Here is a 14,352-nt window from a genome sequence, read left to right as displayed (position 1 = left end):
GCTCTTTCTCCCAACAGCCGACTTGCGTAAGCACCATGGACACTAGTATACTTGTATCCAAGTAGCAATGAGATTTTCACGACCGCCTTTTGAAGGGGAGCGTTCATGACGAAAAACACCACTGCCGGTTTCACTGGGCGCGGCTCTCATCAAGAGGCCCCCGGCTCCGGAATCGAAAGCGTGGAGCTTGTGGTCAATCGTTATGGCTCGGTTGCCGATCAGGTTCATGCGGCGTTGCGTCAGGCGATCGTCGAGGTCCGCCTAGCGCCCGGTGCGCCGATCAGTGAAAACTCGATCTGCCGTCAGTTTTCGGTGTCGCGCACCCCGGTGCGTGCCGCGATCCAGCGCCTGTCGGAAGAGGGTCTTGTGGACGTCTATCCGCAACTCGGCAGCTTTGTTGCGCCGATCAGGCTTGGCGAAATTCAGGACAGCCATTTTATCCGCCGTTCACTCGAAGTGGCTTTGCTGCGCGAAGTCGCGCCGAAGTGGACGAAAGAAATGAGCCGTACGATGCGCGACGTCATCGCCGAGCAGGAAAGAGTGATTGCCGCCAACGACGCATCCGGCTTCTTCCATGCCGACGAGGCGTTTCATCGCCTGCTCGGCACGTTTTCCGGTCGCGAAGGTGTCTGGCAGGCGATCCTTGCCGCCAAGGTGACCCTGTCGCGGTTCCATCGTTATTGGGCAAAGCCGGAACGATTGCCCGCCGTCATCGAAGAGCATCTGGCAGTCGTGGATGCTCTCGATCGTGGCGATGCCGAAGGTGCGGAAAAGGCGCTGGTGACGCATCTGGATATGGTTTTCGTGATCTACGAACAGTTGCCTGAAGAAGAGCGGAAGCATTTGTCCATTTGATAGTGGACGTGGAGGAGACAGAATGGAACTGAAACACAAGACGGCGCTCGTGACAGGCGCTTGTGGCGGCATCGGCCGTGCCGTGGTTGCGGCGCTGGTCGCGCAAGGGGCGAGGGTAATCGCCTTCGATCGCGACATCGAAGCTGTTGCGGCGCTTGCGGAGGGGTTTGGCGGTGCTTGTGATCCCGTCGCCGTCGATCTCGGCGATGCGACTGCGCTGCAGGCCGTCATGAAAGATGTCGCCAACCGTTTCGAGGTCATAGACATTCTCGTCAACAATGCCGGTGTGCTGTCGCCGCACAAGCTGGGAGCGACCACGCTTGATGACTGGCACAGGCTGATGGCCGTCAATCTCGATGCCGCCCTGCTGCTGACGCAGGCCGTCGTTCCCGCCATGAAGGAAAACCGCTGGGGGCGGCTGATCAACATCTCGTCCTATGCCTGGAAGTCCGGTGGCCTGACGGCGGGCACGGCCTATTCGGTCTCGAAATCGGCGCTGGTGGGCCTCACTTACTCGTCCGCTCGCGAACTTGCCCCTTTTGGCGTCACCGCCAATGCAGTCGCGCCGGCCTATGTGGTTTCGCCGATGATCATGGAGCAACTGTCAGAGGAAGACCGCCAGCGCCAGCTTGCGGCCATTCCCGTCGGGCGGTTCTGCCAGCCGGAAGAGGTGGCCCATACCGTAGGTTTCCTCGCCTCGCCGCTGTCCGGCTTCATGACCGGCACTGTCGTTGACATGAACGGCGGCCTGCAATTCGGCTGAGATACGGAGATAAATGACCATGACAGAACGCCTCTCGTCCCTTGCGTTGCCGCATCTGCCAAACGACGTCCTTTTGCCCGCCTATGACCGCAAAGCGGTGACACCGGGCATCGTGCATCTCGGCGTTGGCGCTTTTCACCGCGCCCATCAGGCGGTCTTCATCGATGATTGCCTGGCGCGTGGCGAAACCGGCTGGGGCATTGTCGCTGCCTCGCTGCGCAGCCCCGATACTCGCGATGCCATCGCGCCGCAGGACAATCTCTATACATTCTGCCTGCGTGACGGTGAAAACGAAACGCTGCGGATTGTCGGTTCAATCCTCGAGACCATCGTCGCTCCTGAGGATCCGGAGCGGCTGCTGCAAGCCATGACTGATCCGCGGGTCAGAATCGTCACTTTGACGGTCACGGAAAAGGGTTACCTCGCCGATTTGTCGGCGGGCACGCTTCTTCGTGACCATCCCGATGTCGTTCATGATCTGGCGCATCCGCAAAAGCCGCGCTCCGCGCTCGGTTTTCTGCTGGAAGCGACAAGACGCCGGCGGGCCGCCGGGGCTGTGCCGCTGACTTTGCTCTCCTGCGACAATCTTCCGTCCAACGGTCGCATCCTGCACCGTCTTCTGGTGGAGATGGCTGGTCTCACCGATAATGATCTCGCTGCCTTCATCGCGGAAAATCTCTCCTGCCCCTGCGTCATGGTGGACCGCATCGTGCCCGCCACCACCGCAACCGACCGCGAGCGCGTGACCGCGCGTCTCGGCTGCGAGGATGCCTGGCCGGTAATTGCGGAACCCTACTTCCGCTGGGTAATCGAGGATCGCTTTCCGCACGGTCGCCCCGGCATCGAGCTGTCAGGTGCCGAAATCGTTGATGAGGTCGAGCCGTATGAGCATATGAAGCTCAGGATGCTGAATGGCGCTCACACCGCCATGGCCGCAATCGGCCAATGCAGCGGGCTTGAGACGATCGCCGATATCTATGCCGATGCGCGTGTACGCGGTTACGTCGACCGTTACTGGCGGGAGGTTGGTTCGACATTGAGCCCGGCCGTCAGCGGACCGGACTATGTTGCCGGTCTGCGCCAGCGTTTCGCCAACCCCGCCCTTCGTCATCGCGCCGCCCAGATCGCCTCTGACGCTTCACAGAAAGTGCCGCAACGCATTCTCGCGCCGCTTGCGGAGCTACGTGCCGCAGGCGCGCCGAATACGGCCGCTCTTTTTGCGGTTGCGATGTGGATACGGTCCTGCGCAGCGCTGAACGAGCGGGGAGAGGCAATTGTCATGGCCGATCCGGCATTCTCCGAATGGAGTGCACCCACCGGCAACGGCGAGGAGCAGGACGCGGTCATCGACCGGTTTTTAACATTCCGTCGCGTCTTCGGGCCTGAATGGCAGGCGGATGAGGCATTCGTAACGGCGCTTCGGGCGGCCTATCGCGACATCGTCCAATACGGCGCGCTCGGCGCCATCGAACGGCATTTTTCGGAGGAGTAGAATATGAAGGAAACCTGGCGCTGGTTCGGTGAATCGGACCCCATCACCTTGCAGCATGTGCGGCAGACCGGCGCCAGCGGCGTTGTAACGGCGCTGCACCAGATCCCCGATGGGACGGCGTGGCCGGCCGAAGAGATCGCCAAACGCAAGGCGATGATCGAGGCAGCCGGCCTGGAATGGAGTGTCTGCGAATCCATTCCGATGGAACAGTCCATCAAGCGCGGCGATGCCGATGCGCCGAAGGCGATTGCGCGCTGGAAAGATACACTCTCCCGTCTCGGTCGCGCGGGTGTTCCCGTCGTCTGCTACAATTTCATGCCGGTGGTGGACTGGACACGCACGAACCTGCGCTGGCAGGCACGCAATACCGGATTGGCGCTGCGCTTCGAAATGGCGGATTTCGTCGCCTATGACGTCTTCATCCTGAAGCGTGTTCGTGCTGCTGAAAATTACGATCCTGCGCTCGTGGCGCGAGCCGAAAAGCGTTTTGCGCAAATGAGCGAAGATGACCAGTCGCTTCTCGAGCGTAACATCATCGCCGGCCTGCCGGGCGGCGCCCTGGTGCAGACGCGCGAATCCATCGCCGCTCTGATTGCTTCGTTCGATGGCGTCGACAGCGCGACCATGCAGGGCAATCTTCTGGCCTTTCTGAGAGAGGTCGTGCCGGTGGCGGAAGAGGTGGGCGTGCATCTCGGCATCCACCCTGATGATCCACCGTTCTCCTTGTTCGGCCTGCCGCGCGTTGTCTCGACACCTGCGGATATTCGCGCCATCCTCTCGGCCGTTGAAAGCCCGAACAATGGCATCACCCTTTGTACCGGCTCCTACGGCGCCCGCAGCGACAATGATCTTGTGGCGATGGCACGGGAGTTCGCGTCTCGCATCAATTTCGCCCATCTTCGGAACGTGACCGTTGAGCCGGATGGTTCCTTCTTTGAGGACGATCATCTGGATGGCGGAACGGACATGATTGGAGTCATCGAGGCATTGTTGCGCGAGGAGCGGGCCGCCGCCAAGGCTGGCCGCCGCACCAATATTCCAATGCGGCCTGACCACGGCCATCTGCTGGGTGATGACATCACCAAAAAGACCAATCCCGGATATTCCTACATTGGCCGCATGAAGGGGCTCGGCGAACTCCGCGGCGTCATCCGCACGATTGAGCGCCAGCTTCGCCGCGAGGAGGGTACCGCATGAAAACCCGCAAACTTGGTCGCACGGCGCTGTCGCTGAGCGAACTTTCCTTCGGCGCGGCCGGTATCGGTAATCTCTATCGCAGCGTCAGCCGCGAAGATGCGATGGAGACGCTGCAAGCCGCCTGGGACGCCGGCATCCGCTATTTCGATACCGCACCCTATTACGGGCAGGGCCTTTCCGAACGCCGCCTCGGGGATTTTCTTCAGGGGAAACCACGCGACGAATTCGTGCTGTCCACCAAGGTCGGGCGGATTTTGAAACCGGCTGAAGCGGGCGTGACAACGGATTACGGTTTTGTCGATGCACTGCCTTTCGTGGTGGAATACGACTACAGCTATGATGGCATCATGCGCTCGCATGAGCAAAGCCTCGCCCGGCTTGGTCTCGGTTCAGTGGATATTCTCTATGTCCACGATCTGGAGGAGACCACGCTTGGGGAAGAGGCCTATCGCCATCATTTCAGGATATTCACCGAAAGCGGCATCGAGGCCCTGCACGAGTTGAAGGCGACAGGCCGGATCGGCGCGTTCGGTCTTGGCGTGAATGAGGTTCCGGCTTGTCTGAACCTCATGGAGATAGACGAGATCGACTGCATTCTTCTGGCGGGTCGTTACACGCTGCTCGACCGGTCGGCTGCAGCAAAGCTGCTGGGGCGTTGTGCGGAAACCGGCACCTCGCTCGTCATCGGCGGCGTCTTCAACTCTGGCATTCTTGCGACGGGTGCAAGGCCGGGTGCGACTTTCAACTATAGTGAAGCAGCAGCAGATGTCATGGAGCGGGTGCGCGCCATGGAGCTCCACGCTGCCGGGCACGGGGTTGCACTTGCGGCCGCTGCCCTGCATTTTCCGCTGCAAAATGCCGATGTCGCAAGTGTCCTGATCGGCACCGCAAAACCGGACAGCCTTTTGCGCAACCTGTCTATTTTCGAAACGGCCGTGCCGGACGCCGCCTGGGCGGGTTTCGACGCGCTCGCCCTCGAAAATTGACCGCAACGACAGGGAGGAGGACGCCATGGATCTGATCGATACTCACCAGCATCTGATCTTGCGAGGCAAGCTCGGTTATGCCTGGACACGAGGGGAGCCCAGCCTTGCGGGAAGCTTCACCCAGGCTGATTACGCAGCGCTTGTCGAGGGATGTGGCGTAGTGGGTACGATCTTCATGGAAAGCGGGGTGGATGACGGCGACTATCAGGCTGAGGCTCGCCTCATCGCCAGCATGATCGGCGAGGGTGGCTTGCCGATGTTCGGCCAGATCGCCAGTTGCCGACCGGAAACGGATAATGGTTTCGAAGCCTGGCTGGAGGAGTGCCGCCACCTCAACGTGGTCGGTTTCCGGCGCATTCTCCACGTTATGCCCGACGACCTCAGCCGCGAGGAAAATTACCGACGAAACGTGCGCACGATTGGAAAGGCCGGATGGCCGGTCGATCTGTGTTTTCATTCCCGCCGGCTTGCCATTGCCGCCGAACTTGTCGGGGCCTGCCCCGATGTGCGCTTCATGCTCGACCATTGCGGCACGCCGGACATTGCCGGAAACGATTTTCGGGAGTGGAGCGGGCGTATGGCCGACTTGGCGACGCTGCCCAATCTCTTCGTCAAACTCTCCGGCATCACCGCCTATTGTGCACCGGGATGCGCGACGCTGGAAAGCGTGACACCCTATGTGGAAACCGTGATCAACCTGTTCGGACCTGAGAGAATGGTCTGGGGCGGCGACTGGCCGGTGGTCGATCTCGGCTCGGGTCTACCGGAATGGATCGGTATGACGAGTGAGCTTCTTTCAACGCTCTCGCCCGACGAGCAGGCATCGATCGGCCACCGCAATGCCAGACTGTTTTATTTGGCGACATAGCTTGCAGCTTTTCATGCCGATTGTGCATTGCGTCGGCCGGATATGCCAAGAAGCGCGCCGGCGCGCGCTTCATACGCCTGTGCTTTACTCGGCTGGCTGCGCTGCGGTTGTCGTCGCAGAGCGGTTGGTCTCTCCAGAAAGGCTGCGCTGACCGAGGCTGATAATGGTGACTGTCGACAGGGTGGCGGCAATCGATACCCAGAAGCCGTTGCTCGGGCCGAAATTATCGATCACCCAGCCGGAAATGAAGGCGCCGAGCGCCATGCCGATACCGATGCCGGTCATCACCCAGGTCACGCCTTCCGTCAGCATCGATTCCGGGACGCGGCGCTCGATCAGGCCAAATGCCGTGATGAAGATGGGAGAGATTGCAACGCCGCTGAGGAATACGGCGAAGGCAAGCAGGGAAACTGTCGTGCTTGCAAAGAGGAGCGGCAGCGCGGTGAGCGCAAGGACGCTGACGGCGATCAGCAATTGCCGTTGCAGCGGCATTTTGGGGTTGATCGCGCCCAGAAGCAGGCCGACGACAAACGAACCGATGGCATAGACGCCGATGACGAGGCTGGCAGCTTCCGGTTGACCGAGTTCTTTGGTGATGGCAACGGCACTTACCTCGGCTGTGGCGAAAGTGGACCCTACGAAGATCAGGGCGACCGTGATGATCTGGACCGAACGCAGCCGGATAGCCGAATGTTGCCTGCTGCCACTTTCAAAACTGCGTACCTTGGGTTCGGTCGATCGTTGCAGCAGAAAGGCAAAGGTACCGAGTGCCAGCGAGGCGGTGCTGATCATCATACCTGCTTCCGGAAAGAGTGAGACCGCGAGACCGACGGAGAGCGAGGCGCCGGCGATGTAGACAAGTTCGTCGGCGGCGGATTCAAATGCAAAAGCAGTGTTCAGCTCAGGCCGGTCACGGAAGATTTCCGTCCAGCGGGCGCGCATCATCGCGGGAATACTCGGCATGGCCGCGGCGAGGAAGGCCGAAAGAAAGAGCGTCCAGGCAGGCCATCTCTGGTTGGTCGCGATAATCAGGATAGCAAAGGCGATGACCGATATGATGGTGGCCGGGACAAGGACGCTGCTCTGGCCCTTGCGGTCCACCAATCGGGAAATCTGCGGAGCGACCGCGGCATTGGTCAGCGCGAAGGTTGCCGAGACCGCACCGGCAAGCCAATATTCACCATGGGTCTGGGAAAGCATGGCGACGATGCCGATCGGTGCCATCGCAATCGGAAGACGGGCAAAGAAGCCTGCGGCGGAAAAGCCTTTGGCGCCCGGAGCCCGGAAAATTTCTCTATATGGATTAGACATCGGGATGCACCTTGTTTAGGGAGTACCCACCACAAACATACGTGGCGTATGCAAATGAAATAATTGCATACGTCGCGTATGTCAACTAGTATACGCGACGTATGTAGAATTCGGAGAAAAAATGCGCAAACCTCGCAGTGAAATGATTGCCGAGACGCGGGCGAAGCTTCTGGTCGCTGGCCGCAAGGCATTTGGCAGCATCGGCTATGCCGAAGCTTCGATGGACGACTTCACTGCCGAAGCAGGGCTGACCCGCGGCGCGCTCTATCACCATTTTGGCGACAAGAAAGGCCTGCTGCTGGCGGTTGTGGGTGAGATCGACGCCGAGATGACGAAAAGGCTCTGTGACATCTCGTCTAGGGCCGCGACGCGTTGGGAGGGTTTTGTCGAGGAAAATGTCGGTTACATTCTCATGGCTCTGGAGCCGGAAATCCAGCGGATCATGTTCCGTGATGGACCGGCCGTTCTCGGCGACCCTTCACGTTGGCCAAATGCCAACGGCTGTATCTCGGCCGTTGCGCGAAGTCTCGATGCGCTGAAGCAGGAAGGGACGATCGTCGACATTGATCCGGAGGCCTGTGCGCGTTTCATCAATGCGGCGAGCAGCAGTGCAGCCCAGTGGATCGCGAATTCCGACGACCCCGAAACGACCTCGAAACGCGCCGTCGACAGTTTCCGCACCTTTCTGGAAGGGCTGAGGATCACACGCTGATCCGCTTGTCGCCGGTTCTGCGTACACATCAGGGTCAATCTCGTTCCGGCTAAGTGAGTAACCCTGAGCCGGCGATATTCCCTGAAGCGCGCTGAGCGAATCGTGCTGTCTCTCTCCCCCGTAGACTCGTTAACGCGCCAGGGATGATAAGAAATTGCCGGCTCATCGATACAGTTTTTCCTCCTTGAAGAAAAACCGGCCGATCCGGCTGATTTCTGTTTACTTTTGTCGAAATTGCATCGCATCACGCTGTTTGAATTCGCTGTAAGGCCTTTCGCAAACTACGGAGGATGAGATGAAAGCACTGGTGCTGGAAGAAAAAGGAAAGCTCTCGCTCAGGGAGTTCGACATTCCCGGCAAGCTCGGACCCAAGGATGTGCGCATCCGTACCCATACCGTCGGGATTTGCGGCTCGGACGTCCATTATTACACCCATGGCAAAATCGGCCATTTCGTTGTGCATGCGCCGATGGTGCTGGGCCATGAAGCTTCCGGAACGGTAATCGAGACCGGTGCCGAGGTTGCGCATCTGAAGGCGGGTGATCGCGTCTGCATGGAGCCGGGCATTCCCGATCCAACCTCGCGCGCCTCCAAACTTGGCATTTACAATGTTGATCCGGCCGTCAGCTTCTGGGCAACGCCACCCGTTCACGGTTGCCTGACACCGGAAGTCATTCATCCCGCCGCCTTTACATACAAGTTGCCCGACAACGTTTCCTTTGCCGAAGGCGCCATGGTGGAACCCTTCGCCATCGGGATGCAGGCAGCGCTCAGGGCGCGTATTCAGCCCGGCGATGTTGCCATCGTGACGGGCGCCGGTCCGATCGGCATGATGGTTGCGCTGGCGGCGCTAGCCGGCGGTTGCGCAAAGGTGATCGTTGCCGATCTTGCCCAGCCGAAGCTGGATATCATCGCAGCCTATGACGGCATCGAGACCGTCAACATCCGCGAACGTGACCTGTCGCAGGCCGTGGCTGATGCGACGGATGGCTGGGGTTGCGATGTCGTTTTCGAATGCTCTGGCGCTGCACCCGCCGTGCTCGGTATGGCGAAACTCGCACGTCCCGGCGGCGCCATCGTCCTCGTCGGTATGCCGGTCGATCCGGTGCCGGTCGATATCGTCGGCTTGCAGGCAAAAGAGCTGCGGGTGGAGACGGTTTTCCGCTACGCCAATGTGTATGACCGTGCGGTCGCTCTCATCGCGTCCGGCAAGGTCGATCTGAAGCCGCTGATCTCCGCGACCATTCCCTTCGAAGACAGCATTGCCGGTTTTGACCGTGCGGTGGAGGCAAGGGAAACGGACGTGAAGCTGCAAATTCTGATGCCGCAATAATCGCTTCCGGCAAGCCGCCTGCCGATGCAGGGGCGTCAAAAACCCTTCGGAAAAGTATAAGCTCGACCTGCCGGTGATCGGCGGGTCGAGCTTTAAAAAATCATCACATCGATCTTTAAGATGCGCATTTTCTGGGCGTATGGCGTGCAACTGCGCGAAAAAATGGGCGCAACCGCTGGCTTAGTTGTCGGCGGATGCACGGCACTCTTCAATTTCTGACAAAAAACAGTCAAAAAAGTATCGGTAATTTCCCCGGTATGATGTGGAAGTAAATGTGCCGCAGGCCATATGCTCCCCATCAACGCCTGGGACGAGCCATAAAGAGGAATGGCTTTGCTCCGCGAATACGGCGGACGTGACCGATGGGAGGAAACATCGATGCAGCCCGATCTGGAACTGGTACATATCCGCAAGGGCGAATCCTTCGCCGCCTGGCGGCATGGCTATCCGTTCCGCACCGTGCGCTGGCATTACCATCCCGAATATGAAATTCATCTGGTCGTGGCGACGTCAGGCACGTTCTACATCGGCGATTTCGTCGGTCGCTTCGGCCCGGGCCAGCTAATCATGACTGGCCCAAATCTCCCTCAAAACTGGATCAGCGAGATCGAGCCGGACGAGATCGTTCCCACGCGCTCTCTCGTCATCCAGTTTCCGGAAGCTTTTATCGAGGATGCCTGCGCTTCCATGTCCGAGATGGAGGTAGTTCGCGCCCTTCTGGACCGCAGCCGCCGCGGCATTCTGTTCGACGATGAGACCAGCGATCGCGTTCGCCCGCTGATACTGCGTTTGATCGAGGCGCAGGGGTTGAAGCGTCTTGCGATTTTTTGGGAAATTCTCGATCTGCTGGTCAACGCGCCGGCGCCCGAGGTGCTGGCGAGCCTGAGTTACGAGCTGGACCTGACGGGCATCGGCGATAGCGGCATCAACCGCGCCTTGTCGCATCTGCGCCAGCACCTGACCGAACAGGTCGAGGAAATCGATCTGGCCGACATGGTTGGCCAGAGCCAGAGTGCCTTTTCCCGTGCCTTCAAGCGACATACGGGAACGACTTTGGTGCGCTATCGCAATCAGCTTCGCATCGATCTGGCCTGCCAGATGCTTCTGGTGGATCAGGACGTGAAGGTGGCGGAAGTCTGCTACGACGTGGGCTTTTCAAACCTTTCGAATTTCAACAGGCATTTCCTGAAGCTGAAGGGAATGTCGCCATCGAGGTTTCGTACGGTATTCGCGGCCCAGAAGGCAGCGGTCATGGCGGATTAAACCAAGATACATCGCGGATTTTTCACCAATTCGGGCAGAGGACTGTCCGGAAACGGGCTCTTATTGCCCAGATTTTCCAAACGGGAGGAAGTTACTATGAGAATGAAATCCAAGTTCCTGATGGCATCGGCCGCACTTGCAATGATGGCCGCTCCGGCGCTAGCACAGGACAAGCTGAAAATCGGCATGACGTTCCAGGAACTGAATAACCCCTATTTCGTGTCCATGCAGGAAGCGCTGAAGGAAGCCGCGGCAAGCATCGGCGCTGATGTTGTCGTCACCGACGCCGGCCACGATGTGGCAAAGCAGATTTCCGACGTGGAAGACATGCTGCAGCAGAAGATCGACATCCTGCTTCTGAACCCGACCGACAGCGCCGGCATCGAAGCCGCCGTGCACGCTGCCAAAGCTGCCGGCGTGATTGTCGTTGCTGTCGACGCCAACGCAAACGGCCCGGTCGACACCTTCGTCGGCTCGAAGAACCGTGACGCAGGCTACAAGTCTTGCAAGCATCTCGGTGATGCGCTCGGCGGCAAGGGTGAAGTCGCAATCCTCGACGGTATCCCGGTCGTGCCGATCCTGCAGCGCGTCGAAGGCTGCAAGGCAGCGCTTGCCGAATTTGCCGACATCAAGCTTGTCGACACGCAGAATGGTCGTCAGGACCGCTCCGTTGCGCTCGGCGTCGTTGAAAACATGATCCAGTCCCGTCCGAACCTCGCCGGTATCTTCTCGGTGAATGATGGCGGCGCAATGGGTGCACTCGCTGCGATCCAGGGCTCCGGCAAGGACATCAAGCTGACCTCGGTTGATGGTGCTCCCGAAGCTGTGAAGGCAATTGCCGACGGCGGCCCTTTCATCGAAACGACCGCGCAGTTCCCGCGTGACCAGGTGCGCGTTGGCCTTGCCATGGCGCTTGCCCAGAAGTGGGGCGCCCGCGTCGTTCCGAAGGAAGTACCGATCGACGTCATGGTCGTTGACAGCAAGAACGCCGGCGACTTCAGCTGGTAAGAATTCCTCCCCAGGTCCCGTCCCCACCTCGTGTGGGGGCGGGACATGTCCCGACCATCGAGGAGGGTAAAATGCTGGAACTGAATGGAATAAGAAAAAGCTTCGGCAAGATCGAGGTCCTGCGCGGCGTTGACCTGCAGGCGCGCGCCGGCGAGGTGCATGCGCTTCTGGGAGAGAACGGCGCTGGCAAGTCGACATTGATGAAAATCCTGTGCGGCATTTTGCAGCCCTCGGAGGGCACGATCCGCATTGACGGAAAGGACCGCCGCTTCGCCAATTACGACGAGGCGATTGCCGCCGGTATCGGCATCGTGTTTCAGGAATTCAGCCTGATCCCCTATCTCGATGCAGTTGAAAACATGTTTCTGGCACGCGAAATCCGCGGACCGCTGCGCCTGCTGAACAAGCGCGCGATGCGTAAACGTGCCGCCGAAATCATGAGCCGTCTGGCCGTGGACGTTCCGCTCGATGTGCCGGTGCACCGCCTTTCCGTTGCCCAGCAGCAATTCGTGGAAATTGCCAAGGCGCTTTCACTCGATGCCCGTATTCTCGTTCTCGATGAGCCGACTGCGACGCTTACCCCGTCCGAGACCGAGCATCTCTTCAAGGTCATGCGCGAGCTGCGGCGTCAGGGTGTCGCTATCATCTTCATTTCCCATCATCTCGAGGAAATATTCGAGATCTGCGACCGCATCACCGTCCTGCGTGATGGCGAACTCATCGCCTCCTGCCTCACCTCTGACGTCGATAATGACCGTCTGGTGGAGATGATGGTCGGCCGGCGCATCGAGGCCAATTTTCCGCCCAAACCGAAGATCGATACAGCTGCGCGCAACGTGATCGAGGTCGAAGAGCTTCAACTGAAAAAAGGCGGGCCGGTCTCGCGCTTTACCCTGCGGCAGGGTGAGATACTCGGTTTTGCCGGGCTTGTCGGTTCCGGGCGCACGGAAACGGTGCTGGCCATGCTTGGCGCGCATTCCGCTTCGCGCCGCAAGATCAAGGTCGATGGCGTCGAGACCCGCTTTTCCGGCCCGGATGAGGCGCTGATGCGCGGCATTGGCCTGCTGCCGGAAAGCCGCAAGGAAGAGGGTCTGATCACCAGTTTCTCCATCCTGCAGAACATCTCCCTCAACAACTATCGCAAGTACCAGAAGGCTCACTGGTTTATCGACCTGAAAAAAGAGCTGGAGCACACGAAAAAGGCGATGGCGCAGGTTCAGGTCAAGGCACAGGGACCCTATGCCCGCGTGGACACGCTGTCCGGTGGAAACCAGCAGAAGATCGTTATCGCCCGCTGGCTGAACCATGACATGCGCGTCCTGATCTTCGACGAACCGACGCGCGGCATCGATGTCGGCGCGAAGGCGGAAATCTATGCGCTGATGCGCGAATTCGCAGCCAAGGGCTATTCTATCATCATGATCTCTTCGGAGCTGCCGGAAGTGATCGGCATGTCGGACCGCGTCTGCGTGTTCCGCTCCGGGGGCATCGTCGCCACCGTCGAGGGCGCAGACATCAATTCAGAAACAATAATGACAAACGCCACCACCGGGAGGGTTGAACATGTCGCTTGATGCAAATACCGGCATTGCCGAAAAGACGAGCGGTTTCGGCCTTGGCAGCATGCTGCGCTCGCCACTCGCCCTGCCTCTGGCGGGCCTGATTGTCGTATCGATCCTGATGGGTCTTGCGAGCGACAATTTCTTCAGCGTGAACAACATCATGAACGTGCTGCGACAGGTTTCAGTCGTCGGCATTCTGGCCGTGGGCATGACATTCGTCATCCTCACAGGCGGCATCGACCTGTCGGTCGGCGCGGTCATGGCGCTTGTCGGCACGTTGTCTGCCGGCCTGATGGTGAATACCGGCCTGCCTGCGTCGCTCGCCTTGCCGGCCGGGCTGTTCATCGGACTTGGCATCGGTATCTTCAACGGAGCACTTGTCGCCTGGGGCAAGATGCCGGCCATCATCGTCACGCTTGCGACGATGGGAATGGCGCGCGGTCTCGGCCTCATCTATTCCGGCGGTTATCCCGTCAGCGGCATTCCGAGCTGGATTTCCTGGTTTGGCGTCGGTCGCGTTGGCGTCGTGCCGGTGCCTGTTATCATCATGGTGGTGATCTACGCCGTGGCCTGGGTGCTTTTGCAGCGTACGGCTTTCGGTCGTCATGTCTATGCACTCGGCGGCAACGAGTTGGCCGCGCGCCTCTCCGGCGTCAAGACCCGGCGCGTCAAGCTTGCCGTCTATGGTATCTCAGGCGTGACGGCAGCGCTTGCAGCTCTCATTCTGACCGGCCGGCTCATGAGCGGACAGCCCAATGCGGGTGTCGGTTTCGAGCTGGATGCCATTGCGGCCGTGGTTCTCGGCGGCACGGCGATTGCCGGCGGACGCGGGCTCATTCTTGGTACCCTTATCGGCGCGGTGCTGCTCGGCATCCTGAATAACGGCCTCAATCTCATGGGTATCAACCCTTATCTGCAGGATGTCATCAAGGGCGGCATCATTCTGCTCGCCATCTATATCGGGCGCGACTGGCGTTGAGCCCACACGTCATATCTTCAAAG

Annotated in this window: 13 protein-coding genes; 12 read left to right on the top strand and 1 reads right to left on the bottom strand. The window is 59.6% G+C overall.

Annotated features, from left to right (window positions below; genetic code table 11):
- Positions 1-105: 105 nt before the first annotated feature.
- Genes ACZ5A6_RS21765 through ACZ5A6_RS21740 form a run of 6 tightly spaced genes read left to right on the top strand, consistent with a single transcriptional unit; the run spans position 106 to position 6,161 of the window.
- Positions 106-855: a GntR family transcriptional regulator gene (locus ACZ5A6_RS21765; protein WP_019566872.1), complete on the top strand. Its 750-nt coding sequence runs from the start codon at positions 106-108 to the stop codon at positions 853-855.
- 22 nt (positions 856-877) lie between these two features.
- Positions 878-1,618, top strand: a complete 741-nt coding sequence (locus tag ACZ5A6_RS21760; protein ID WP_003518213.1) for an SDR family NAD(P)-dependent oxidoreductase — start codon at positions 878-880, stop codon at positions 1,616-1,618.
- 19 nt (positions 1,619-1,637) lie between these two features.
- Positions 1,638-3,110: a mannitol dehydrogenase family protein gene (locus tag ACZ5A6_RS21755; protein ID WP_121557606.1), complete on the top strand. Its 1,473-nt coding sequence runs from the start codon at positions 1,638-1,640 to the stop codon at positions 3,108-3,110.
- 3 nt (positions 3,111-3,113) lie between these two features.
- The gene (gene uxuA / locus ACZ5A6_RS21750) at positions 3,114-4,307 is read left to right on the top strand and encodes a mannonate dehydratase (protein WP_464111400.1); all 1,194 of its coding nucleotides are present in this window, start codon (positions 3,114-3,116) and stop codon (positions 4,305-4,307) included.
- Positions 4,304-5,293 carry an aldo/keto reductase gene (locus ACZ5A6_RS21745; protein ID WP_121557401.1) on the top strand — a complete coding sequence of 330 codons (990 nt, stop codon included), beginning with the start codon at positions 4,304-4,306 and terminating at the stop codon, positions 5,291-5,293. Before uxuA ends, ACZ5A6_RS21745 begins: the two co-directional genes overlap by 4 nt.
- A 25-nt stretch (positions 5,294-5,318) precedes the next feature.
- Entirely contained in the window at positions 5,319-6,161 is an 843-nt protein-coding gene (locus ACZ5A6_RS21740; protein WP_464111399.1) for an amidohydrolase family protein, read from the top strand.
- Between the two features lie 84 nt (positions 6,162-6,245).
- Here ACZ5A6_RS21740 and ACZ5A6_RS21735 read toward each other — a convergent pair whose 3' ends face one another.
- Positions 6,246-7,472 carry an MFS transporter gene (locus tag ACZ5A6_RS21735; protein WP_065705760.1) on the bottom strand — a complete coding sequence of 409 codons (1,227 nt, stop codon included), beginning with the start codon at positions 7,470-7,472 and terminating at the stop codon, positions 6,246-6,248.
- Positions 7,473-7,593: 121 nt separating this feature from the next.
- Here ACZ5A6_RS21735 and ACZ5A6_RS21730 point away from each other — a divergent pair, with 121 nt between their 5' ends.
- The 6 genes from ACZ5A6_RS21730 (at position 7,594) to ACZ5A6_RS21705 (ending at position 14,329) form a co-directional block, all read left to right on the top strand.
- On the top strand, positions 7,594-8,184 hold the full coding sequence (locus ACZ5A6_RS21730; RefSeq protein ID WP_003518207.1) for a TetR/AcrR family transcriptional regulator: 591 nt from the start codon (positions 7,594-7,596) through the stop codon (positions 8,182-8,184).
- A gap of 295 nt (positions 8,185-8,479) precedes the next feature.
- Positions 8,480-9,517, top strand: coding sequence for an NAD(P)-dependent alcohol dehydrogenase (locus ACZ5A6_RS21725; protein WP_003518206.1), 1,038 nt, complete (start codon positions 8,480-8,482; stop codon positions 9,515-9,517).
- Between the two features lie 378 nt (positions 9,518-9,895).
- The gene (locus ACZ5A6_RS21720; RefSeq protein ID WP_003518205.1) at positions 9,896-10,780 is read left to right on the top strand and encodes an AraC family transcriptional regulator; all 885 of its coding nucleotides are present in this window, start codon (positions 9,896-9,898) and stop codon (positions 10,778-10,780) included.
- Positions 10,781-10,876: 96 nt separating this feature from the next.
- Positions 10,877-11,788, top strand: a complete 912-nt coding sequence (locus ACZ5A6_RS21715) for an ABC transporter substrate-binding protein (protein WP_013762239.1) — start codon at positions 10,877-10,879, stop codon at positions 11,786-11,788.
- A 71-nt stretch (positions 11,789-11,859) separates the two neighbouring features.
- A complete protein-coding gene (locus ACZ5A6_RS21710; protein ID WP_065705766.1) occupies positions 11,860-13,362 on the top strand; it encodes a sugar ABC transporter ATP-binding protein in 1,503 nt (500 codons plus the stop codon).
- Entirely contained in the window at positions 13,352-14,329 is a 978-nt protein-coding gene (locus ACZ5A6_RS21705; RefSeq protein ID WP_003518202.1) for an ABC transporter permease, read from the top strand. The genes ACZ5A6_RS21710 and ACZ5A6_RS21705 overlap by 11 nt, the downstream gene beginning before the upstream one ends.
- Positions 14,330-14,352 lie beyond the last annotated feature (23 nt).

Source organism: Agrobacterium sp. 6Ca8 (assembly GCF_055382765.1).
This window is presented reverse-complemented; position numbering and strand designations above follow the sequence as displayed.